This window comes from Streptomyces sp. NPDC033966 (assembly GCF_055575955.1).
Window position 1 is genome coordinate 280,005 of record NZ_JBVIRQ010000005.1, and the last position, 19,926, is coordinate 299,930.

Annotated in this window: 20 protein-coding genes and 1 pseudogene; 9 read left to right on the plus strand and 12 right to left on the minus strand. The window is 71.2% G+C overall.

What is annotated here, in order from left to right; all coding sequences use genetic code 11:
* Positions 1 to 2: 2 nt before the first annotated feature.
* Positions 3 to 416 (plus strand): CBS domain-containing protein, encoded by a 414-nt coding sequence (locus tag ACZ518_RS16455; protein ID WP_469113719.1) that lies wholly within the window; start codon positions 3 to 5, stop codon positions 414 to 416.
* A gap of 49 nt (positions 417 to 465) precedes the next feature.
* Positions 466 to 777, plus strand: a complete 312-nt coding sequence (locus tag ACZ518_RS16460) for an SCO5918 family protein (protein ID WP_469113720.1) — start codon at positions 466 to 468, stop codon at positions 775 to 777.
* Between the two features lie 105 nt (positions 778 to 882).
* On the opposite strand, the gene ACZ518_RS16465 is transcribed toward ACZ518_RS16460, so the two are convergent.
* Together ACZ518_RS16465 and ACZ518_RS16470 are read right to left on the minus strand one after the other, a co-directional pair.
* Positions 883 to 1,242 carry a hypothetical protein gene (locus ACZ518_RS16465; RefSeq protein WP_469113721.1) on the minus strand — a complete coding sequence of 120 codons (360 nt, stop codon included), beginning with the start codon at positions 1,240 to 1,242 and terminating at the stop codon, positions 883 to 885.
* Between the two features lie 48 nt (positions 1,243 to 1,290).
* Positions 1,291 to 1,682 (minus strand): annotated as a pseudogene (locus ACZ518_RS16470) (ATP-binding protein).
* A gap of 912 nt (positions 1,683 to 2,594) precedes the next feature.
* On the opposite strand from ACZ518_RS16470, the gene ACZ518_RS16475 reads away from it, so the two are divergent.
* Positions 2,595 to 2,933: a MerR family transcriptional regulator gene (locus ACZ518_RS16475; RefSeq protein ID WP_469113722.1), complete on the plus strand. Its 339-nt coding sequence runs from the start codon at positions 2,595 to 2,597 to the stop codon at positions 2,931 to 2,933.
* Positions 2,934 to 3,384: 451 nt separating this feature from the next.
* Here ACZ518_RS16475 and trhA read toward each other — a convergent pair whose 3' ends face one another.
* Genes trhA through ACZ518_RS16490 form a run of 3 tightly spaced genes read right to left on the minus strand, consistent with a single transcriptional unit; the run spans position 3,385 to position 6,078 of the window.
* Positions 3,385 to 4,104, minus strand: a complete 720-nt coding sequence (gene trhA, locus ACZ518_RS16480; RefSeq protein ID WP_469114006.1) for a PAQR family membrane homeostasis protein TrhA — start codon at positions 4,102 to 4,104, stop codon at positions 3,385 to 3,387.
* Between the two features lie 28 nt (positions 4,105 to 4,132).
* The gene (locus tag ACZ518_RS16485) at positions 4,133 to 5,404 is read right to left on the minus strand and encodes a sensor histidine kinase (RefSeq protein WP_469113723.1); all 1,272 of its coding nucleotides are present in this window, start codon (positions 5,402 to 5,404) and stop codon (positions 4,133 to 4,135) included.
* The gene (locus ACZ518_RS16490) at positions 5,401 to 6,078 is read right to left on the minus strand and encodes a response regulator transcription factor (RefSeq protein ID WP_469113724.1); all 678 of its coding nucleotides are present in this window, start codon (positions 6,076 to 6,078) and stop codon (positions 5,401 to 5,403) included. The genes ACZ518_RS16485 and ACZ518_RS16490 overlap by 4 nt, the downstream gene beginning before the upstream one ends.
* 283 nt (positions 6,079 to 6,361) lie before the next feature.
* On the opposite strand from ACZ518_RS16490, the gene ACZ518_RS16495 reads away from it, so the two are divergent.
* Genes ACZ518_RS16495 through ACZ518_RS16510 form a run of 4 tightly spaced genes read left to right on the plus strand, consistent with a single transcriptional unit; the run spans position 6,362 to position 11,959 of the window.
* The gene (locus ACZ518_RS16495; protein WP_469113725.1) at positions 6,362 to 7,993 is read left to right on the plus strand and encodes an alpha/beta hydrolase; all 1,632 of its coding nucleotides are present in this window, start codon (positions 6,362 to 6,364) and stop codon (positions 7,991 to 7,993) included.
* Between the two features lie 43 nt (positions 7,994 to 8,036).
* The gene (locus ACZ518_RS16500; protein WP_469113726.1) at positions 8,037 to 9,671 is read left to right on the plus strand and encodes a serine/threonine-protein kinase; all 1,635 of its coding nucleotides are present in this window, start codon (positions 8,037 to 8,039) and stop codon (positions 9,669 to 9,671) included.
* A 5-nt stretch (positions 9,672 to 9,676) separates the two neighbouring features.
* Positions 9,677 to 11,293: a sensor histidine kinase gene (locus tag ACZ518_RS16505; RefSeq protein ID WP_469113727.1), complete on the plus strand. Its 1,617-nt coding sequence runs from the start codon at positions 9,677 to 9,679 to the stop codon at positions 11,291 to 11,293.
* Between the two features lie 9 nt (positions 11,294 to 11,302).
* On the plus strand, positions 11,303 to 11,959 hold the full coding sequence (locus ACZ518_RS16510; protein ID WP_469113728.1) for a response regulator: 657 nt from the start codon (positions 11,303 to 11,305) through the stop codon (positions 11,957 to 11,959).
* Positions 11,960 to 11,975: 16 nt separating this feature from the next.
* Here the strand turns inward: ACZ518_RS16510 and ACZ518_RS16515 are convergent, their stop codons facing one another.
* Genes ACZ518_RS16515 through ACZ518_RS16530 form a run of 4 tightly spaced genes read right to left on the minus strand, consistent with a single transcriptional unit; the run spans position 11,976 to position 15,268 of the window.
* Positions 11,976 to 12,791 carry a DUF4344 domain-containing metallopeptidase gene (locus ACZ518_RS16515; RefSeq protein WP_469113729.1) on the minus strand — a complete coding sequence of 272 codons (816 nt, stop codon included), beginning with the start codon at positions 12,789 to 12,791 and terminating at the stop codon, positions 11,976 to 11,978.
* A 25-nt stretch (positions 12,792 to 12,816) separates the two neighbouring features.
* Positions 12,817 to 13,287 (minus strand): hypothetical protein, encoded by a 471-nt coding sequence (locus ACZ518_RS16520; RefSeq protein ID WP_469113730.1) that lies wholly within the window; start codon positions 13,285 to 13,287, stop codon positions 12,817 to 12,819.
* Complete coding sequence (locus tag ACZ518_RS16525; RefSeq protein ID WP_469113731.1) at positions 13,287 to 14,150, minus strand: sugar-transfer associated ATP-grasp domain-containing protein; 864 nt, start codon at positions 14,148 to 14,150, stop codon at positions 13,287 to 13,289. Before ACZ518_RS16525 ends, ACZ518_RS16520 begins: the two co-directional genes overlap by 1 nt.
* Entirely contained in the window at positions 14,147 to 15,268 is a 1,122-nt protein-coding gene (locus ACZ518_RS16530; RefSeq protein ID WP_469113732.1) for a 7TM domain-containing protein, read from the minus strand. The genes ACZ518_RS16525 and ACZ518_RS16530 overlap by 4 nt, the downstream gene beginning before the upstream one ends.
* A gap of 206 nt (positions 15,269 to 15,474) precedes the next feature.
* Between ACZ518_RS16530 and ACZ518_RS16535 the strand changes: the two genes are divergently transcribed.
* Together ACZ518_RS16535 and ACZ518_RS16540 are read left to right on the plus strand one after the other, a co-directional pair.
* A complete protein-coding gene (locus ACZ518_RS16535; RefSeq protein WP_469113733.1) occupies positions 15,475 to 16,467 on the plus strand; it encodes a sigma-70 family RNA polymerase sigma factor in 993 nt (330 codons plus the stop codon).
* The gene (locus ACZ518_RS16540) at positions 16,464 to 17,264 is read left to right on the plus strand and encodes an alpha/beta fold hydrolase (RefSeq protein WP_469113734.1); all 801 of its coding nucleotides are present in this window, start codon (positions 16,464 to 16,466) and stop codon (positions 17,262 to 17,264) included. Before ACZ518_RS16535 ends, ACZ518_RS16540 begins: the two co-directional genes overlap by 4 nt.
* A gap of 73 nt (positions 17,265 to 17,337) precedes the next feature.
* Here ACZ518_RS16540 and ACZ518_RS16545 read toward each other — a convergent pair whose 3' ends face one another.
* From ACZ518_RS16545 to ACZ518_RS16555, 3 genes are all read right to left on the minus strand, one after another.
* Positions 17,338 to 18,006 (minus strand): DUF998 domain-containing protein, encoded by a 669-nt coding sequence (locus ACZ518_RS16545; RefSeq protein ID WP_469113735.1) that lies wholly within the window; start codon positions 18,004 to 18,006, stop codon positions 17,338 to 17,340.
* Positions 18,007 to 18,158: 152 nt separating this feature from the next.
* Entirely contained in the window at positions 18,159 to 18,941 is a 783-nt protein-coding gene (locus ACZ518_RS16550; protein ID WP_469114007.1) for a YhjD/YihY/BrkB family envelope integrity protein, read from the minus strand.
* A 49-nt stretch (positions 18,942 to 18,990) separates the two neighbouring features.
* The gene (locus ACZ518_RS16555) at positions 18,991 to 19,902 is read right to left on the minus strand and encodes a DUF1206 domain-containing protein (RefSeq protein ID WP_469113736.1); all 912 of its coding nucleotides are present in this window, start codon (positions 19,900 to 19,902) and stop codon (positions 18,991 to 18,993) included.
* Positions 19,903 to 19,926: the final 24 nt, after the last annotated feature.

Genomic DNA, 19,926 nt, shown 5'->3' on the forward strand with positions numbered 1-19,926 from the left:
TTGTGACGCTGGTCCAGATGCAGCCCCGCCCGGCGCATGCCGATGCCCATGCCGACCTCGTCCACCGGACGGTGGACGACGCCATGGAAGCGGCCGGCCCACAGGTTTGCGACGACATGACCGTCGAGGTGGCCCTGGCCGTCATGGCCGGCGCCCGCGCGGACCATCTGCTCGTCTGCGACGAGGACGGCCTGTGCACCGGGCTGGTCACCCTTGCCCAGCTCACCGTCCGCGACAGCGCGGCGTACACGGACCGGACCCGTCTGCGCGATGTCCTCGGCGCCCGCGGGCCGTTCACCTCGCCCATGACGACGATGGCCGAGGCCGACCACGCGATGCGATACCGCAGGCTCACCGCCCTGCCCGTCGTGGACGAACAAGGCAGCGCCCTGGGCGTCCTCGCCCTCAGCCGCTGAACCACCGCACCGTGGTCGGACCGTTCCCCCTTCACCCTGTGAGGCATCCATGCGCTGTGTCATCGCCCGTTTCCCGTTCGACTTGACCAAGAGCGGTGTCCTGGAATCGATGAAGGGCATCAAGCCCGAGCAGGTCATGGGCGAGTCCGTGATCATCGGCCGCCGCACCTACCCCGTCAAGCAGGTCGGCCAGGTCATCACCCGCCAGGACCGCCGCGACTTCAGCGCCGGCGAAGTCCTCCGCGCCATGACCCAGCTCGGCTTCACCTGCCGCAGCCTCCCCCGGGCCTCCGTGCCTACGCGCGTCCTCAGCCCGCTCCAGAAGGCGGCCGCGATGCTCGGGCACCCCGTTATCGTCTGACGACGGGACCGGCGCGAGCCGAGACGGACACAGCGACGAGGGCCCGACCGGCACGTGCCGGTCGGGCCCTCCTGCGTACCGACGGCTTTCTCTGCGCGGCGCAGGTCAGTGGTCGGAGTAGCTGAAGTCGCCCACGGTCCAGGCACTGACATCCGCGATCGAGACTCGATACATCCCACCCGTCTCCGGGATCCCCACCGGGCCCTGCAGGATGCGGGCCACGTGGAAGTGCAGATGGGTCGGCGGCCCGTCCCGGCGGGTCGTGGCGGTGAAGATGGCGGAGAACTCGGCCAGGCGGGCCGAGTCCGTCAGGACCTCCGACACCCGCTTCCTCCACACGGCTTCGGGGGCCAGCCGACCGGTGATGACAGCACCGCTGGTGACCACCGTCAGGGACATCTGGTTGCTCTGCCCGGACTCCACCAGGGTGGCGACATCAACGAGCAGCTGGTCAGGCTTCGACATGAGAGCTGATTCTATTCACCGGCCTTTCCGCCCGCTCCAGCGCTCGCGCTACCAGGCGAGAAGGGCACTCACCGTCTTCCCGCCGGAGGCCCGACGGGTGACCGCGGTCGCTCGGGCGAGTCTGTTGACCAGGGGCCAGCCGAACCCCCCGTGCCACCGTCCATGTCAGGGGTGCGCATGCGCGGCGCGTGCGGGCTGGGGTCGTGGACGGCCACCTCAATGCCCTCCGCGTGGGCCGTCAGTTCCAAGGTGCAGGTCCCTCCGCCATGGCGCAGGGCGTTCGTGACGAGCTCGGACACGACCAAGACCACGGTGTGCGCGGCTTCTGCGGCCATCGCCGGTTGCCGCAGACGATCCAGGAAGGCTCGCGCCGCATCGCGTGCATCCGCAACAACCGCCACGGAACGACTTGTTGCGAAGCTTTCAGCCGTCGTGTTCATCAGGGTCACCCTGGTCTCTGGATCGTGCGCGCCCGACCTCGCCTACCTGACCCCTGTGCCCCGCCCCTCGTTGCGCCAACCCGGTTCAGGTCTCCAAGAGCGGGTCGAAGAGGCGCCAGAGTACGACGCCAATCGGCGAGGCCGGATCCGTCACGCCTTCGGCTGCGGCCCTTCCGGGCGCCTGACCTGCAATGCAGGCTGCTCACGGCATGCTGGCCCGACCGCGAACGTCCAGCTGGCCTCGGCACACCGGAAAATCTATGTCGGCCGGAGTAGACTTTGGGCTGTGGCGTGGTTATGGTTTCTCTCGTAACGCAGAGAGACAGTAGGGCCTGGCAGAGACGAACTGCCGGGCAGCAGTACCCGCAGTTGCAGTGCGCAGGACGGTGCGGTGGTGGAGTTCCGAAGCCAGAGCGGTTGCAGGACGGCGACGGGGCTGACGACCGGACCGGGTGGCCCGCAGTGATCAGGGGCCGCCACGAGCAGTACCGCAGTTAACGCAGTGGCAGTACCCGTAGTAAGCGCAGTTCGCAGTACCAGTAGGGCAAGCAGTAACGCAGTTCCGGCAGTACAGCAGTGAGTGCAGTACCCCGCAGTGAGCAGTCCCTCCCGTTGGGTAAGCAGTTGATCACCGAGGGAAGAACGGAGGAGCAGAGCACCATCAGGATCGCCCGGGCGGAAGTCTCAGCCCGGGTACCGCAGGACATCGATAGTGAGGTGGTCTCCGGTCAAGCAACCGCGATCCCCGCACTCCCGGCAGCATCTTGGCCGGGTCGGCGGACACAGAAGGCCGGCGCAGGACTAGGGCCGGCAGATGGTGTAGCAGTTCCTTCGGGGCCCTGGTGCTGTACGTACCAGGGCCCCTCCGCGCGTTCTCACCCGTTTCCTCCACCTGTTTCGCAGTGAGGTGCGATGACAGCAGACGATTCGTTCAGCCGTCTCGACGACGACCACTACCCCGCCTACACGATGGGCCGGGCCGCCGAGATGCTCGGCACCACCCAGGGCTTCCTCCGCGCCATCGGCGAAGCCCGCCTCATCACCCCGCTCCGCTCCGAGGGCGGCCACCGCCGCTACTCCCGCTACCAGCTGCGCACCGCCGCCCGCGCCCGGGAACTCGTCGACCAGGGCACCCCCATCGAGGCCGCCTGCCGCATCGTGATCCTCGAGGACCAGCTCGAAGAAGCGCAGCGCATCAACAGCGAATACCACCGCGTAGCTGAATCATCCTCTCTGTCGGCCTCGGCCTGAGGTGAATGTGCCCGTCGCCTCGGCGCTTGTCCTGGTGGGTGCCGTGCCAGTCCAAGCAGGTGACCGTGGCGTCGTCCTGGAGACGGCCGCTGTAAGCGCGCGCCACGTCTGCGACCAAGGCCCGGGAGGCCTCGCGCGGGGTGGAGACCGCCCGTGCGCGCGGCAAAAGGAGGGCGGGGCGACCTCCACAGCGCGGCGCCCGCATGCCGTCGGTAAGCATGGCAAGCCGGCCACCCGGGAGTCCAACCGCTCACCCGATGGCGACGCGAGCGTGGACACCGAACGGTAGATCCACTTCGGGAAGGTGTCGCCGCCGACGCGCGTCGCCGGTTCCCGTGCTCCGGCGCCGGTGAACTGGGCCGCCTCAGATGCCAGCGCGGCGGGAAGGAGCCGACCGGCAACGCGTCGGCCCCGCTGGGCCGGCCGGGCGCGCAGCAGGACATCGTCGTGGTCAGCAGGCGACGAGGAAGATGGCGATGTAGTGCGCGGTGAAGGCTGCCACGGTCAAGGCGTGGAACACCTCGTGGTAGCCGAACCAGCGGGGTGAAGGGTCGGGGCGCTGGAGGGCGTACACCACCCCGCCCGCGCTGTAGAGGAGCCCGCCGGTCACGATCAAGGCGAGTACGGCCACCCCTCCACTGTGCAGGAAGTCGGACAGGTAACGCACCGGTGCCCAGCCCAGCGCCAGGTAGCAGGGGGTGTACAGCCAACGGGGAGCTCCGACCCACAGGACGCGGAAGGTGATTCCCGCCAACGCGCCCGTCCACACGATCCACAGGAGTACAGACCTCTGGTCAGGGGGGAGGAGGAGCACGGCCAGCGGGGTACAGGTGCCTGCGATGATCAGGAAGATGTTGGCGTGGTCGAGGCGGCGCAGAACGGCCTCGCCGAGTGGCCCCCAGGTGCCGAGGTGGTAGACGGCACTCGTCCCGAACAGCAGCCAGGCGGTGACGGAGTACACGCTGCACACCAGAGCGGCCTGCGGTGTCCCTGCCAGGCAGATGAGGACGATGCCCGCGGCCAGCGATGCGGGGACCATTCCCGCGTGAAGCCAGCCTCGTAGCTTCGGCTTGATCGGCTCCACCAGATCGGCCGCTCGCTCGACCAGGTCGGCAAGGCCCAGGTCAGCGACCTGGGCCTTTTTCGTCCCTCCGAACCGCCTTCGGCGGATGCGGAATTGGCGCGCCACGCGGGACGCGCTACTTCGTCCGTGGCACGAGGTGGAGAGTGAAGCGGGCGCCGCCGCGTGGGCTGGTGGCGACGTCGAGGGTGCCGCCGTGGGCATGGGCGACCCAGGAAGCGATGGACAGGCCGAGGCCGCTGGAGCCGGAGCCGGAGGCGGAGCCGCTACGGAAACGCTGGAAGAGCGAGTCGGCCAGTTCCCGGGGTACCCCCGGCCCTGCGTCGTCTACGGTCAGCGTGCCGTCGGCGGTCACGGTGAGCTCGACCTCCGCAGGCCGGCCGGGGGCGTGGCCGTGGACGAGGGCGTTGCCGAGCAGGTTGGCCACCGCCCGCCGCAGGAGGTCGGGGTCTGCGACCACGACGACCGGTTCGGTGCGTACGACCACGCGGTGCCCGCCGGTCTCGGTGTCGTCGACGACCGCTTCGACGAGCTGGTCCAGGCGCATGGGCCGGCGGTCCGGGGCGCTGACGCCCGCCGCCATCCGGGCGCGGGTGAGCAGGCCGTCGATGAGGTCGCCCATCCGGTCCGCCAGCCGCACGGTCCTTTCCAGCGCGGCGTCCCGGCTGGCGTCGTCCCGCAGCGCGGTCTCCGCGAGGATGCGCAGCGAGGCTGCCGGGGTCCGCAGGTCGTGGGCCGCGTCGGCGAGGAACTCCTCCTGCTGGCGCAGTGCCGTCAGCGCGGGTCGGATCGCTCGTCCGGAGAGCAGGTGTCCGGCCGCGGCGGACAGGGCCACCAGGCCGGCGCAGCCGCCGATCAGGAGCAGCGTCAGCCGACGGTGCGCGGCCCGGTCCGCGGACATGTCCACTGCGGCGACCAGCGCGCCCTCCGGTGCCGCACCGTCGGCTGCCGTGTAAGGCTCGGCAACCAGCCGGATCTCCTGGCCTTCCTCGCTCAGGGTGTCCGTGGCGATCGCCTCGCCCTCCTTCACGGCTGCGGCGGCCGCCTCCTCGATGTCCTCGTTCCGCGGCCCTACGCAGGCCCGGCGCGGCTGGTAGACGATGGTGGGCTTGTTCGCCGTCGTGGCCACCACGGTGAGCAGTGGGCACTCGGTGTCGATCCCTTCTTCCAGGGCCCGGGCGTCGAGTTTGCCGTTCTCGTCGGTGCCCAGCAGCGGGATCGCCCGGCTGGTCTGGAGGTTGAGTGCGTCGTCGAGCCGGTTGCGCCAGGAGTTGTCGTCGGTGCGGATGGCGAACGCCGCGAGGGCGATCAGCCCGGCCGCGCTGGTCAGGGTGAACAGAGCGGTGAGCCGTCGGCGCAGCCGACGGGCGCGGGCCTCGGCGGCCGTCATGTGCGGCCGGTGGTGAGGGGTGCCAGGCGGTAGCCCACTCCTCGGACGGTGTGGATCAGCGGTGGGTCGCCGAGCTTGCGGCGGAGTTGGGAGACCAGTACCTCGACGACGTTGGAGCTCGGCTCGGCCATCTCGTCCCAGCACTTCTCGATCAGCTCGCCGCGCGGTACGGCCTGGTCCGCCCGGGCGGCGAGGAGTTCCAGCACCGCGAACTCCTTGCGGGTCAGGATCAGCAGCACGCCGCCCCGGTGCACCTGCCGGCGGGCGGTGTCGATCTCCAGGTCGGCGATGCGCTGCACCGGTGGCCGGGCTGCCCCCGCCCGCCGGCACAGGTTGTGCACCCGGGCCACCAGCTCGGGCACGGCGAACGGCTTGACCAGGTAGTCGTCGCCGCCTGCGGCGAACCCCGCGACCCGGTCGGCGACGGTGTCGCGGGCCGTGAGGAACAGCACCGGAACGGTTCGCCCGGCGCGCCGCAGCTGGTCCACGTAGTCGATGGCGTCTCCGGAGGGCAGGGTCCGGTCGAACACCACGCAGTCGTACTCGGTGACGAAAAGTGCCTCGTCGGCGGCCGGCAGATCGGCGACCTCGTCGACGGCCAGCCCCTCGGAGCGCAGCGCCGCGGACACCGCGAACCGCAGATCGCCGTCGTCCTCGACCACCAGTACTCGCACGGCGGTCAGGATAGCCCGCCCTTCAGGCAGGCCCCGGTCCTCGGACCCCGGGCCCGTCCTCATCAAATCCTCAGGTTCCTTCGGGGACCATCCATCCAGGTCACAGCGGAATCGAACACGCGGCGACCTGAGACACCCCCGGGCGTGGCCCCCCACCCCCACCCGGCTCCGCGTCCGGGGGGCAGGCCGCAGGCGGCCGCCTTCCTGCTCTGCGGCACCGGCTTGAACGCCCGTGCCCTGCGTGCGGTGAACCGGCGCCGACCAGTCCCGACGGAGTACTCCCATGAACCACCCGGTCCGCAAGCGCGGCAGCCTGATCCTGGCCCTGGCCGCACTCGCCGCGACGGCACTCGCCGGCTGCGGCCCGGCCGGTGATGACGCACGCCCGCCCGCCGCCGGCGCCGTATCCGGCGATCCTGCCGGGCAGCGCGAGCTGCAGGGCTTCTACCGGCAGAAGCTGTCCTGGACGCGATGCGGTGAGCTGCAGTGCGCCACGCTGACCGTCCCCATGGACTACGCACACCCCGAGGACGGCCGGACGTTCACCCTGCCGCTGGCCAAGGCCGTCACGGCGGATCCCGCCCGGCGCATCGGTTCGCTGGTCTTCAACCCCGGCGGCCCGGGCGAATCCGGGGTCGACCAGCTGAAATCCGGCGGGCTGTCGTCCTTCAGCGAGCGGGCCCGCGCCCGCTTCGACATCGTCGGCTTCGATCCGCGCGGCGTGGCCGGCAGCAAGCCGGCCGTCGACTGCGGGTCCTCGGACCCCGCCGCCGAGGACCCGCCGATATCCGGCGCCGGCGACACGTCGACGAGCCTGTATCCGAAGACCGACGCCGAACGTCACGCCGCGCTCACCGACGCCGAACGCCAGGCCGCCTCCTGCAAGGACCGCAGCGGCGCGATCCTGCCGCATGTCGGCACCCTGGACGCCGCCCGCGACATGGACGTACTGCGCGCCGCCCTCGGCGACGACAGGCTCACCTACCTCGGCTGGTCCTACGGAACCTACCTCGGCACGGTCTACGGCGAGCTGTTCCCGCGCCGGGTCCGCGCCCTCGTCCTGGACGCCGCGGCCGACCCCGCACTCGACTGGTCCGAGGCCGCCCTCCAGCAGGCCACGGGCTTCCGGAAGTCGGTGGAGGACTACGCCGGGCAATGCGCCTCCGTGGCAGGGGACGCCTGCCCCGCCGCCACCCCGGACGGCATCCGCACGGTGATCACCGACCTGTACGCGCGGGTCTCCAAGCGCCCGCTGCGCATCAAGGGCACCGAAGAGCGGCTCGACCAGGCCATGCTGCACACCGCCGTCAGCATGTCGATGTACTCGCCCGAGTCCCAGTGGCAGCCCCTGTCCGAGGCGCTTCGCGCCGCACAGCAGGGCGACGGGACGAAACTCGCCGAGATCGCCGACCCCGGTATATCGGCTCAGGACGAAAGCTCCGACACCTCCGACAGCTCCGACGGCTCCGGATCCGGTCCCGGCGCCACCGACGACCAGCCCCCGGGCAACTCCTCCGACGCCCTCATCGCCGTCAACTGCCTCGACCAGCCGCACCCCGGGGACCCGCAGCCCTACTGGGACCTGCTCGACCGGGCGAACCGCGAGGCCGGCGCCTTCGGCACCTCGGGCGTCCTCGCCGAGCTCATCTGCAAGGACTGGCCCGCCGGACCGCAGAAGCCGCACCGCGTCCAGGCCGAGGGCCTCCCCCCGGCCCTGGTCGTCGGCACCACCGGCGACCCGGCCACGCCCTACGCGTGGTCGAAGAACCTCGCCGCCCAGCTGCCCGGCGGCATGCTGCTCACCTTCCGGGCGCCGGGCCACACCGCCTACGGCCGCGGCAGCGCCTGCGTCGACGACGCCGTGGACGCCTACCTCCTCGACCTCAAGCCGGTCCCGGACGGGAAGACCTGCTGAACAGCCACCTCACAGCTCGTACGTACCACTGGAGACCCTCCGCATGCCCACCGATCTGACCCCGGACTCCTCGCTCGCGCGGGCGGTCTTCCAGCCGTTGCAGCCGGACGACCCGGGCGAAGTGGGCGGCTACCGGCTGCACGCCCGGCTCGGGGCCGGCGGGATGGGGCGGGTCTACCTGTCCTACACACCCGGCGGCCGGCCGGTGGCCCTGAAGACGGTCCGGCCGGAGTTCGCACAGGACCCGGAGTTCCGGCGGCGGTTCGCGCACGAGGTGGCCAACGCCCGGCGGATCCACGGGCTGTACACCGCGCAGGTGATCGACTCCGGTGCGGACGCCGAGGTGCCCTGGCTGGCCACCGCGTACGTGCCGGGCCCGTCGCTCCAGCAGGTGGTACGGGAACACGGCTCGCTGCCGGTGCGCACGGTGCTTCTCCTGATGGGCGGGGTCGCGGAGGCACTGCAGGCGATCCACGGCGTGGGGGTGGTGCACCGGGATCTCAAGCCCGCCAACGTGCTGCTCGCGGCCGACGGACCGCGCGTGATCGACTTCGGGATCGCCCGCGCGGCCGACGCCGTCGCGCTGACCGGCACCGGCTTCCGGATCGGCTCCCCCGCCTTCATGGCGCCCGAGCAGGCCCTGGGCCGGCCGGCCACCTCCGCGACGGACGTCTTCGCGCTGGGCGCGCTGGCGGCCTACGTGGCGGGCGGCACCCCGCCGTTCGGTGAGGGGCCGGAAACCGCGGTGCTGTACCGCGTGGTGAACGAGCAACCCGGGCTCGACCGCGTCCCGGCCGACCTGCGCGCGCTGCTGCTGCGCTGCCTGGAGAAGCGGCCCGAGGACCGGCCGGCTCCCGCCGAGATCATCGAGGCAGCCCGCACCCACCCCGCCGTGGGCGGGCAGTTGCGCTTCGCCGACGACTGGCTGCCCAGGGGGGTCAGCACCGACATCACCCGCCGCTGCGACCTGCGGCAGCACCTTCCCACGGCTGTCTCCCCCGCCTCCGTTCCCGCCCAGGCACCGCCCGGCTCCTTCGGCGCCCCGCACCCCCCGACCCGGATGTCGACCGCCCCGCTGCCCACCCCGCCGGCGGCCGTTGCCGCGCCGGCGCCACCCGAGCAGAGCAAGCCCCGCCGCCGCCTTCGCCGCAAGGGCGCGTCCTGGAAGACGGTGCTCGTCGTGGGGCTGGTGATGGCGCTCGGCGGCGCGGCCAGCGGCGTGGTTCTCGTCATCAAGGCCGACCAGACCCTCGAAAACACGGAATCGTCAGACGACACCAGCCCCGACGCGGCGGCGAGCACGGCCACGTACGCCGCGGCGTACACCGAGACGGTCCTGACCGCACCGGACGACTCCTACGACTTCGACATCACCACCGGCACGCTCACACCCGCACGGTCCACCCCGTGGGCCGTGGGGCACGACGCCGACGGGTTCCTGAGCCCGTCGGACAGCGACGCCTCCATCACCCCCAGCGGCCGGCCGACCCCGGCCGAGTGCGCGGCGGCCATCGACCGGCAGCCGGCGGCGGCCCTCGCCTTCGGCGACCTGCCCGCCGGACGCGCCTTCTGCGTGCGCTCACGCAGCACTCACGACATCGCGATCGTGCGAGTGGTCACCGTGGCCGACAGCGGTCCGGTGACGATCTCGATGGACTACTACCGCAACGGCGACTGACTGCCGTGCGGGGCCGTTCGTACCGGGTCATCGCCGACCTCACCCTGATCGCCGTGTCGGGTGCCACCGTGTGGGTTCTCTTCGGCTGGGTCGACAGCTGGGGCGTCGCAGCCGTGCTGTTCGGTGAGTCGGCGGGCCGTATGGCGGTGGCCGGTTGCGCCGTGTCGGCCGTACTGATCCGCCGACGGGCACCGTCGGCCGCCGTCGTGGTCGTGGCGGGCCTGGTGGGGGTCGATCCGCTGACCGGCGGCGCGCTGGCGATCGTGGCCTATACGGCGGGTCTGCGCTGGTCGAGCCTGCCGCGCAGGCTTGCCCTGCCGGCCGCGTGTCTGGCCGTACCGGCTGCCGTGACCGCTCTCATCGCGGCCGAAGGGCCCCCGCCGCTGCTGCGGTACTCGGTCATGGTGGTGCTCGTCACCGGGGTCGTGTGCGGCGTGCTGCCCGGCCTGGTCGGGGCGCTGGTCGGCCAGCGCGAGCGGCTGGTCAGGGCACTGCGGGAGCGCAGTTCCTCTCTGGAGCAGGCACACCGCGCCACCGAGGAGCAGTCCAGATTGCGGGAACGGTCCCGGATCGCCGGGGAGATGCACGATCTGCTCGGCCACCGGCTGAGCCTGGTCGCGCTGCACTCCGGCGGGCTGGAGATGGCCGGCGAAGGAGGTCATCCCGAGATGCATCGGACAGCGGTGCTCGTGCACAGCTCGGCGCGGGAGGCGATGCAGGAGCTGCGCGGGGTTCTGGGAGTGCTGCGCGCCGGGGATCCGACGGCGGAGAAGTCCGAGCCCCTGACCGGTGTGACCGGCACCCGGGCCGACGTCGACGCCTTGGTCGCCGACTCCCGGGCGGCCGGCATCGCCGTGCATCTGGACTGGGCCGGGGACGATCTGACAGAGGCCGCCGCCTCCGCCCGACGGGCTGTGCACCGGGTGGTCCGCGAGGCGCTGACCAACGTGCACAAGCACGCCGCGGGGTCGGCCGTCGAGGTTGCCGTCCGGCGCGAAACGCGGCAGGTGCGGGTCGAGATCCGCAACGGCCCCGAGCCGGCCGACCGCCCGGCGCACCCCCTTCCCGGCAGCGGTCTCGGGCTGGTCGGCCTGCATGAGCGGCTTCGCCTGCTGGGCGGCACGCTGTGGGCAGGGCACACGCCGGACGGAGGGTTCGCCGTCGGCGCGTGCATCCCCTTGGACGACCGCACCGACCTGGCAGCCGGAGTGGCGCGGCGGCCACCGCTGGGGGGCGGCGGGCGGCCGGCGCAGGCGGCCACCTCCAGGTGGCTGACCCGCGGTGCGACGGCCGCGGCGCTCGGGCTCGGGCTCGTGGGCGTCGTCGCGCTGCAGTTCGCCACGCTGGCCTTCGTCCCGTACCCGACGGAGAACGGGCCGCCGGAGTCTTCGCAGGGCGGGGTCTCGCACGATGAGTTCGTCCGCGAGTTCGGTCCGAGCGATCCGCTCGCCGAGACCGCCGTCCAGGAGGAGGAGCCCGTCCGGCCCGCCGGCACCACATGTGACTACCACGTCGGCGCCGGCGGGCTGCCGTCGCCGGCGGCGGTCGTGCACCGCTACTGCTTCAGCTCCGGCCGGCTCGTCGAGGTGGTAGAGCTCGCCGTGGACCAACCCGCTCAGTGAGGCCCTGTCGTGATACGTGTTCTCCTTGCCGACGACCAGGATCTGGTCCGGGCCGGCATCAAGCTCGTCCTCAAACACGCCGAGGACATCGACGTGGTCGCGGAGGCTTCCGACGGACACGAGGCCACCCGGCTTGCCGCAGCGCACCGAGTCGACGTCGCACTCCTCGACATCCAGATGCCCGGCAGCGACGGACTCCTGGCGGCCGAGCGGATTTCCGAACGGGCACCCTCGGTGCGGGTCGTCATGCTGACCACGTTCGGCGAGGACGAGTACGTGGCCCGGGCGCTGCGGGCGGGGGCGGCGGGCTTCCTGCTGAAGGACAGCACCCCGCAGGAGCTCATCCGGGCGGTCCGGTTGGTCTCGCGCGGCGAGCCGATCGTGTCCCCGCAGATCACGAGACAGCTCATCGGCCGGTTCCTCAGCAACGACAAGGGCCCCACCGATCCGCGACCGGACCGGATCGCGACTCTCACCGATCGTGAGCGCGAGGTGCTGGTGATGGTCGCCGCCGGGGCGCCCAACGCCGAGATCGGCAGGCAGCTGCACCTCGGAGAGGGAACGATCAAGGCGCATGTGAGCCGGATGCTGACCAAGCTGGACTGCGCCAACCGCGTCCAGGCGGCCATCGTGGCCCACGAGGCCGGACTCCTGCCCGGCCGGTGACCCGCCGCCGGGCGGGCTACTTCCAGTGGGGGTTCAGCAGTGCGCTCCAGCCGTCGACGAGCTTCTTGTACTCGTCCTGGCAGCCTTCTGCCCGGTCGGGGTGGAGATGTCCTTCCTCGATCAGGAAGGCGAAGGTCTTCTCGTCGGAGCCGTAGAGGTAGCACAGGAAGTTGGCCGAACGCTGCTGGTCGAGTGAGTGGGTGTCGTAGAACGGCAGGTCGCTCACCCTCTTGATCTCCTCCGCGGACAGGGCGTAGGAGTGGGCGACGCTGATCAGTACGTCCTTGGACTCGTCTCCCTTGGTGAGGACGTAGGCGGCGAGCTGGTCGGCGACGTCCTCCTCCCGACCGGTGAATTTCAGGCCCAGCTCGCCGATCAGGGCGTGACCTGCCTCGTGCCACAGCGTGCCGATCGCGCTGTTGACGACCTCTTTGTCGAGGCTCCCGCCGGAGGTTCCGTCCTTGGCGAACTGCCGGCGTTCCGAGGTCAGCAACTCGTAGCAGAGCTGGATCTTGTGCTCCTCCTCGGAGTAGAACGCGTTGGCCTCGCCGCAGTCCTCCGCTGCGACCCGCAGGTCGCGCGGCAGCTTGATGGACTCGGTGAGCGCCTGGGCGAAGTCCTCCAGGACCTTGTTCTTTCCCAGCAGCCCCTGCTCGGCCTTACCGGCATCGGACTTTGCTCCCCGGTACTCGGCCACTGCCCCGCCGGGGGCGGACCGGGCCTTGTCGGCGGCTGGGGGCGCCTTGCCGGCTGTGGCCGGCTCCGCGCAGCCCGCCAGTGTGGCGAGCATCGTGGCCGCCGCGACCAGCGCGGTCTTCGTGGGGTCTCTCATGGGGTGTCTCATAGGGCCAATGCCTCTATCTTTCAGCGGGAACGGGACCGTCTGTAGGGGATGGTTCGCCCTCGGCTCCGGCTTCCTCGTCGTCGATCGGCGTGTCATCGCCTTCTTCGGTTTCGTCGACTTCTTCGGTTTCGTCGACGGGCAGGTCGCTCTCCGCCGGACCGGGGCCGGTGGAGACCGGTGAGGGGGAGCTGGAGAGGTGAGGGGTCGGATCGGCCGCCGGCGGCCGGGGGCGCGTGGTGTGCGTCGCCCGCGGTGTGGGCGGGACTTCGGGCCGCGGCGAGGCCGGCGAGACAGCCGCCGACCCGGGCGGTGTGTTCCTCAGCTTGGTGAGTTCCTTCGCCCGGTCCGGGGTGACGGGTATCTCCTTGACAGTCTGGGGATCGGGGGCCGGCCGTGGCGGCTTCGCCCCGGCGACGCTCGCGGCCAGGAATGCGCCGGCAGCCCCCGCGACGGCAACCTTGAACAACAGTGCGATCCAGCGCATCAATGCCTCCTCGGCTGTGTGGTGGCGGTGATCAGGCCGTGGCCGGTGACGTTCTGGATCTGCAGGCCCGGGCGGGCGTTGACCTCCAGGATCAGCGGACCACGGTCGGCGTCGACGACGATGTCCGCACCGAGGTACCGCAGGCCGGTCGCACCCGCGCACCGGCGCGCGGCGTCGAGTACCCCCGTCCAGTGCGGGACGGTCGCGCCGATCAGCGGTTGCCCCGTGTCGGGATGGGCCTCGATCGGCTCCTTCCCGACGAGGGCGTACGTGATCCGGCCGGTGGCCAGGTCCACGGCCGCACCGATGGCCTTCTGGTGCAGGTTGGCCCGGCCGCCGCTGAAGCGCGTCGGCAGCCGCAACATCGCCAAGTGCGGCTCGTCGCCGATGCAGATGACGCGGATGTCGGGCAGCCCCTGATGGGACAGGAGCGCCAGAGCAGGGTCCGCACGGATCAGCGGTTCGAACATGGCCCAGTCGTTCGGCCGCGGTGAGAACTCCCCGTCCAGGATCCGGCGCAGCTGGTCGGCGACCATCGGCCGTGAAATCCTCTTGCCCGAAGAGGACAGCCAGTCACGCCTTCGCCGGCCGAAGGACAGGAGGATGCCGCTGCCACCCAGGCTCTGATTCGGTTTCAGCGCCCAGCAGTCGGGCAGACCGTCCCAGTCCAGTGCCGCGATCTCACGCCGGGATCGCAGGAGTGCCAGGGTCGGGGAGGTCGGCGCGCCCACGGACACCAGCGCCTCTTTGGTGGCGTACTTGTCGTTGACGAGCCGGATCGCAGCCGACGCGTTCTCCCGTGAGATCCGGGCATTGCGCAGGTTCATCCCCATGACGTCGTCCCAGCCGCGGAGCCGGATCACGACGCCGCGTCCTGCACCCGGGCGGTGGGCGCGAACCGGAGGAGTTCCATCAGCCGCAGCCCGCGGTAGGTTCCGACGATCAGCGTCCACACGGCACAGACGACCGCCAGTTGCAGCGGCACCCTCTCGGCGAGGTGACGGACGTACGGGGTGAGCAGGAGCAGCGCCACCAGAACCGCCGTGCCCATGGTCAGGGCGGCCCCGACGGCCGCGGCCCGTACGCCGTCGATGTCCCACTGCTCCCACAGTCGTTCGATGATGATCGCGGTGACGACGACAGGCAGTGCCATACCCCATGAGTCGGAGAGCCCCGCGCTGCCCAGCGCGAGCTGAGCCCCGATGAGGCAGGTGGTGACCACTCCGATCAGGGCGCCGAGCCGGGCGACACGCGGCAGGTGAAGGCGGAGCAACAGCGGTTGCACGACGAATCCCAGCGCGAACATCGCCAGCGTCAGGGGTATGCCCAACGTCAGCCCTGCCTGCGCGTACGCCATCGCCAGCAGAACAGGGCTGAACGTGCCCAGGGTGTTCAGCCCGACGACGACCCTCAGTACGACGATCAGCAGGGCGGCGAGTGGCAGCAGCGACATCAGCGACACCGCGTCGATCGCCGGCGCCTTGGCGAACAAGATCTTCAGGGCGGACGGCGCGGTGGTCGTGTCCGGCCGGGTCAGCAGCCGCTTGCCGACAGCCACCTGGAGTCCCTGGACGTCCTGGCGTCCGAGCAGCACCGGTGTCTCGCGCTTGGCACGGCTGTTGACGTTGATCTTGGAAACGAACGACCGATCGGCGAGCTGCATCACCGCATCGACCACGGGACGCTCCTCCCGGCCGAGGGACGAACCGACCGTCACCTTCGGCGCGTGAGCGAGATCGAAACCCAGATCCTTTGCCAGCACGGTGTCCATCGACGAGGCCGTGGCACCTGTGTCGATCAGCGCCAGCACCTCGACCGTCTTGTTGGACGGGCCGGTGATGCGCACCATCTCCCGCTCGCCGATGGTGTCGGACGACCTCGACAGCGCACGGCTGGGAGAGCCGAGCACACCGAACAACAGGATCCCCACGCCGGCCACTGCCGCGATCACCTTCAGGACCACCGGCACCTTCCGGCGCACGCCCCGATGGTCGCCCGGGGGCGTCCGATCACCGCGTTTCATACCCACTCCCGCCATCCGAAGGCCACGACAGCCTCAGCATCCGGGAGCCGGATCCGTGCCCAGTAGTAACGATCGGCCGGGCGAGGTAAACGAAAGTGTCGTCGTGCGTATCGTTGCCGCAGCCTCAGGGAGGAGCCGACCGCACGAGGCCGGGAGGGGGAAGCATGCGGGACACCGTGGCACCAACGGCGACGATCAGGCTTGAGGAGTACCGGGGAGAACTGACCGGGTACTGCTACCGGATGCTGGGGTCGTACGCCGAGGCCGAGGACGCCGTGCAGGAGACGATGGTCCGGGCCTGGCAGAACTTCGAGCGGTTCGAGGGACGTTCGTCGTTGCGGTCGTGGGTCTACCGCATCGCCACCAACGTGTGCCTGGACGCCTTGGCCGCGGGCAGGCGGCGGGCTCTGCCGATGGACCTCTTGGAGCCTTCGTCCGGAGCCTCGTCCCCAGGAGACCCGGAGGACGCCGCCCTGTGGATCGGGCCCTGTCCCGGCGGGGGCCCCGAGGCGGCGGCGACGGCGGGCGAGTCGGTACGACTGGCGTTCATCGCCCTGCTCCAGCACCTGCCGCCCAAGCAGCGAGCCACGCTCATCCTCCGGGACGTGATGGCCTTCTCGGCCCGCGAGGTGGCCGAGCTGCACGGCTCGACCGTTGCCTCGGTCAACAGCGCTCTCCAGCGGGCCCGAGCCACACTCACCGCCCACCGTGGCCACGTCGACGACTCCGGCACCCGGCTCCCCGACGCCGTCCGCCGGATGCTGGCCGAGCGGTACGCGATGGCCTTCTCCCGCTACGACATGGAGGAGCTGAACATGCTGCTCCACGTCGACGCCACCCTGTGCCTGCCCCCGTACGCGAAGTGGATGCGCGGCGTCCCCGACATCCAGGCGTGGCTGACCGGCCCCGCCGTCGGCTGCCGCGGCTCCCGTCTGATCCCGACCACGGCGAACGGCACCCCCGCCTTCGGCCAGTACCGGCCGAGCCGGGACGGAACGGGTTACGAACCCTGGGCACTCCAAGTCATCGAATTCTCCGGCAACCGCATCACCGGCATCCACGCCTTCCGCGACACCGAGCGCTTGTTCCCCCTCTTCGGCCTGCCCGCACGTATCGACCCGGACTCCTCCGTTGAACGCCTGAAGGACCCTGTATGACCTGGTCAGAGCGCACCGTCGTCCGTGAGAACGTCCGCATTTCCTGCCGTGACTGGGGTGGATCAGGGGCACCTGTCGTCCTGCTGCACGGGCTGGCCGGCCACGCCGGTGAATGGGACCCCATCGCCCAAGACCTGAGCCCCCGCTACAGGGTCGTCGCTGTCGACCAGCGCGGCCACGGTGCCAGCGAGCGCCGTCCGGCGGACGTCTCCCGGGCTGCGTACGTTGCGGACGCCGTCGCCGTGGCCGAACAGCTCGGCCTCCACCAACCCGTCCTGGTGGGCCAATCGCTGGGCGGGCACACCGCCATGCTCGCCGCTGCCGCGCACCCCGGGTTCTTCCGTGCGCTCGTCCTGGTGGAGGCGGGGCCGGGTGGTCCGAACCGTCAGGTGCAGGCGGAGATCGGGCGTTGGCTCGACTCGTGGCCCAGGCCGTTCCCGTCGCGCGGAGCTGCCGTCGAATTCCTCGGCGGCGGCCCGGTCGGCGAGGGCTGGGCGGCCGGCCTGGTGGAACGCGATGGCGGCTGGTGGCCGCACTTCGACCGCGACGTGATGGTCGAGTCGCTGGCGGACATCGCCCAGCGGTCCTTCTGGGACGAGTGGTCGAACGTGACGTGCCCGACCCTGGCTGTCCTCGGCCAGACCGGCATCATCGCGCCTGCGGAGATCGACGAGATGCTCCGGCGACGGCCGGAGACCGTGGCCTTGAGTGTGGCCGGGACGGGGCACGACGTCCATCTGGAGCGGACGGACGTCCTGCGGCACGTACTCCATCGGTTCCTTGAAGACGTCACGTGATCTGCCGCCGGCCGGACGGCGGGACCACGATCGCGTTCACTGACCGCTGTTCTCGGCGAGGAGAGGCGGTCCGCTAGCGGTTCGCCGGGGTTCGGGCCAGCCGGGCCGTCACCCCGGTCAGCCACAGCAGGCCGAGTCCCGCGCCGGCGGTGAAAGCCAGGACGGAGACGGCCGAGGCCATGAAGCCCGCGAGGACGACGACCGGTACGAGGCGGGTGGCGACGGCCCAGCCCCGCAGGCCCAGGGCGGCGAGCGGACGGGCCAGGACGACGAACGCGGCGCACAGGGCGAGATAGCCGACCATCCCGCCGAACATGTGGACGGCGCCGTGCCCACTCATCACGGTCGCGTCGGGGGCGCCGACGGGAAAGCCCGCCCCGGCGTCGGCCGGGAAGACCGCGGCGACCCAGAAGGAGACGGCGAACACGCCGACCAGGACCGGCCCCCACGTGCCGCCCGCGCCGCCGCGCAGCACCCGTCGCAGTCCCGCCGCGCCGGCGATCAACAGCGCGCCGGCGAGCAGGAAGTTCACCGTCTGGACCCAGCCCGCCTCGCCGAGGGCGAGCTGGCTGATCGCGTTACGGGTGAAGTCGAAGCCGTCCCGCGCAAAGCCCTGGGCGAGTCCAACCGCCAGGAACAGCGGGCCCGCCACCATGCCGCCGGTCACCGCCCACCGCGCCGCCGGGCGCGATGCGGGCGCGAGGGAGACGATGTCGTGCGGGGCGGTCGGCGTGTGGGTCATGGCGGGCCTTCTTCCAGTCGGTGGTTTCGCTTGTACGACCGACGGCAAGAGGCGAAGTCATCGCTCCCGGCGGCGTGTGCCGGATCACACGCACAGGCAGGTTGAGCCCAGATCGCTGCTCGAAGGCCCCAGCAGAACGGTAGATCCGAGCCTCACCCCCGCCGTTTCAACGCCCGTGACAGGCGGGGGAACTCGTTGTGGAGCAGTCGGCCGGCCAGGGCGCCGCCGAACACGACGACGCCCACGCCGACCAGCCAGGACTGGATGACCAGGACGGTTCCGAACGGGCCGTAGGTGACGGCGCTGGATGCGATCAGCGGTGAGAACACGAGCCGGGAGAAGAGCCTGAGGCCGAGCAGCCCGAGCATGGTGGCGACCGCCCCGGGCAGCAGGGTGGCCCAGGCGACCCGGCCGCCGAGCAGGAGCCGCTGGGACCACCAGAAGAACAGGGTGCCGCTCAGCACGGTGACCACCCCGCGGGCCGAGGATCCACGCCACAGGGGTGTGATCGCGGAGAGGAAGAGGAGCCCGATGAGGACGGCGAGCCACATCACGTGCCGCCACCTGGCCCACCAGCGGGCCGGGGGCAGATCCCAGATCTCCTCGTAGCCGCTCTGCACCGCCGCACCGAACGACAGACCGAATACGGCGAGCACGGCGAGACCGAACGCTGTCGTGGTCCGCCACGCCTGGCCCGGCAGAGCGAACAATCCCTCGATCTCCTGCCTGGCGGCCGTCGAGACACCGAGCCCGTCCCCGAGCCACTGCGCGAACCCCCGTCCGCCCGCCGGATCGGCCGCGGACACGACGATCAGCAGCGGCACCAGGGTCAGGAACCCGAGCGCCGCGAATCCCAGTGAACGCTGCAACAGGTCGAGATCACTGCCCCACCCCCACCGGCGTCCGGCCCGCGCGCGGCGGATCACGCTGCGCAGGCGACCGAGCGGCGAGAAGCGGCCTCCGGCATCGGACGAGATGCCCTCGCTAGGGCGCACTTGAGCGTGTCCCCGAGCCCGGGGCCTCGGTCGGCTGCTCTGCCGAGGCGCCGTGCTCAGGAGCTTTGCGCCAGCGGGCCTCGCAGAACGAATAGAGGCCGAACAGCAGGAGGCCCACGGCCGCGGCGATCAGCAGCACGGGTCCGGCGGGTGTGGTGGCGAACGAACGCAGCGTCTCGTCCATGCCCTTGGCTCGGCCGGGATCGAACTGCACCGCGGCCAGCAGGACGAACAGCCCGGCCACCGCCGCGACCACGCCGCACGCCACGCCGCCGACGATGCCCAGCCCCGCGACGGCCCGCCGCGTCGGCCCGCTCATCTCGCCCGTCCGGAGATTCTCCTCGAACTTCCGCATCAGGCTGCGCACCACGATCACCACGCCCACGATGACCAGGACGGCTCCGACCACGCCGACGAGCACCCGCCCGAGGGGCCAGTCCAGCACCCTCGCGGTGTACTCCTTCGACGTCTCATCGCCGGGACGACCTCCGGCGGACCCGCCGACCAGCGCGGTCTGCACCACGCCGATACAGATCACGGTGTAGAAGACCGCCAACCCCAGAGAGCCCAGGCGCCGGGTCCACTTGTCACCGCCCGTCACCGCCTGTCCGAACGCGGCCTCGGACAGCCGCCACAGCGCCATCGCCGCCAGCCCCACCACCAGCGCCCACAGCAGCACCCGGCCGAACGGCTGCTCACCGATGGTCCGCACCGCACCGGACCGGTCGGCCTCCTTGCCGCTGTCGCCGCCGAAGCCCATCTGCACGGCCAGCAGCCCCACCAGCACGTAGATCACACCCCGCGCGCAGAGTCCGACCCTGGACAGGACCTCCATGGCGCGGCTGTTGGACACACGCCGCCCCTGGGACCTGGCCTGGGCGGCACCCTTTCTGATGGCCATGCCTGGCACCTCCGGGGCCCTGCC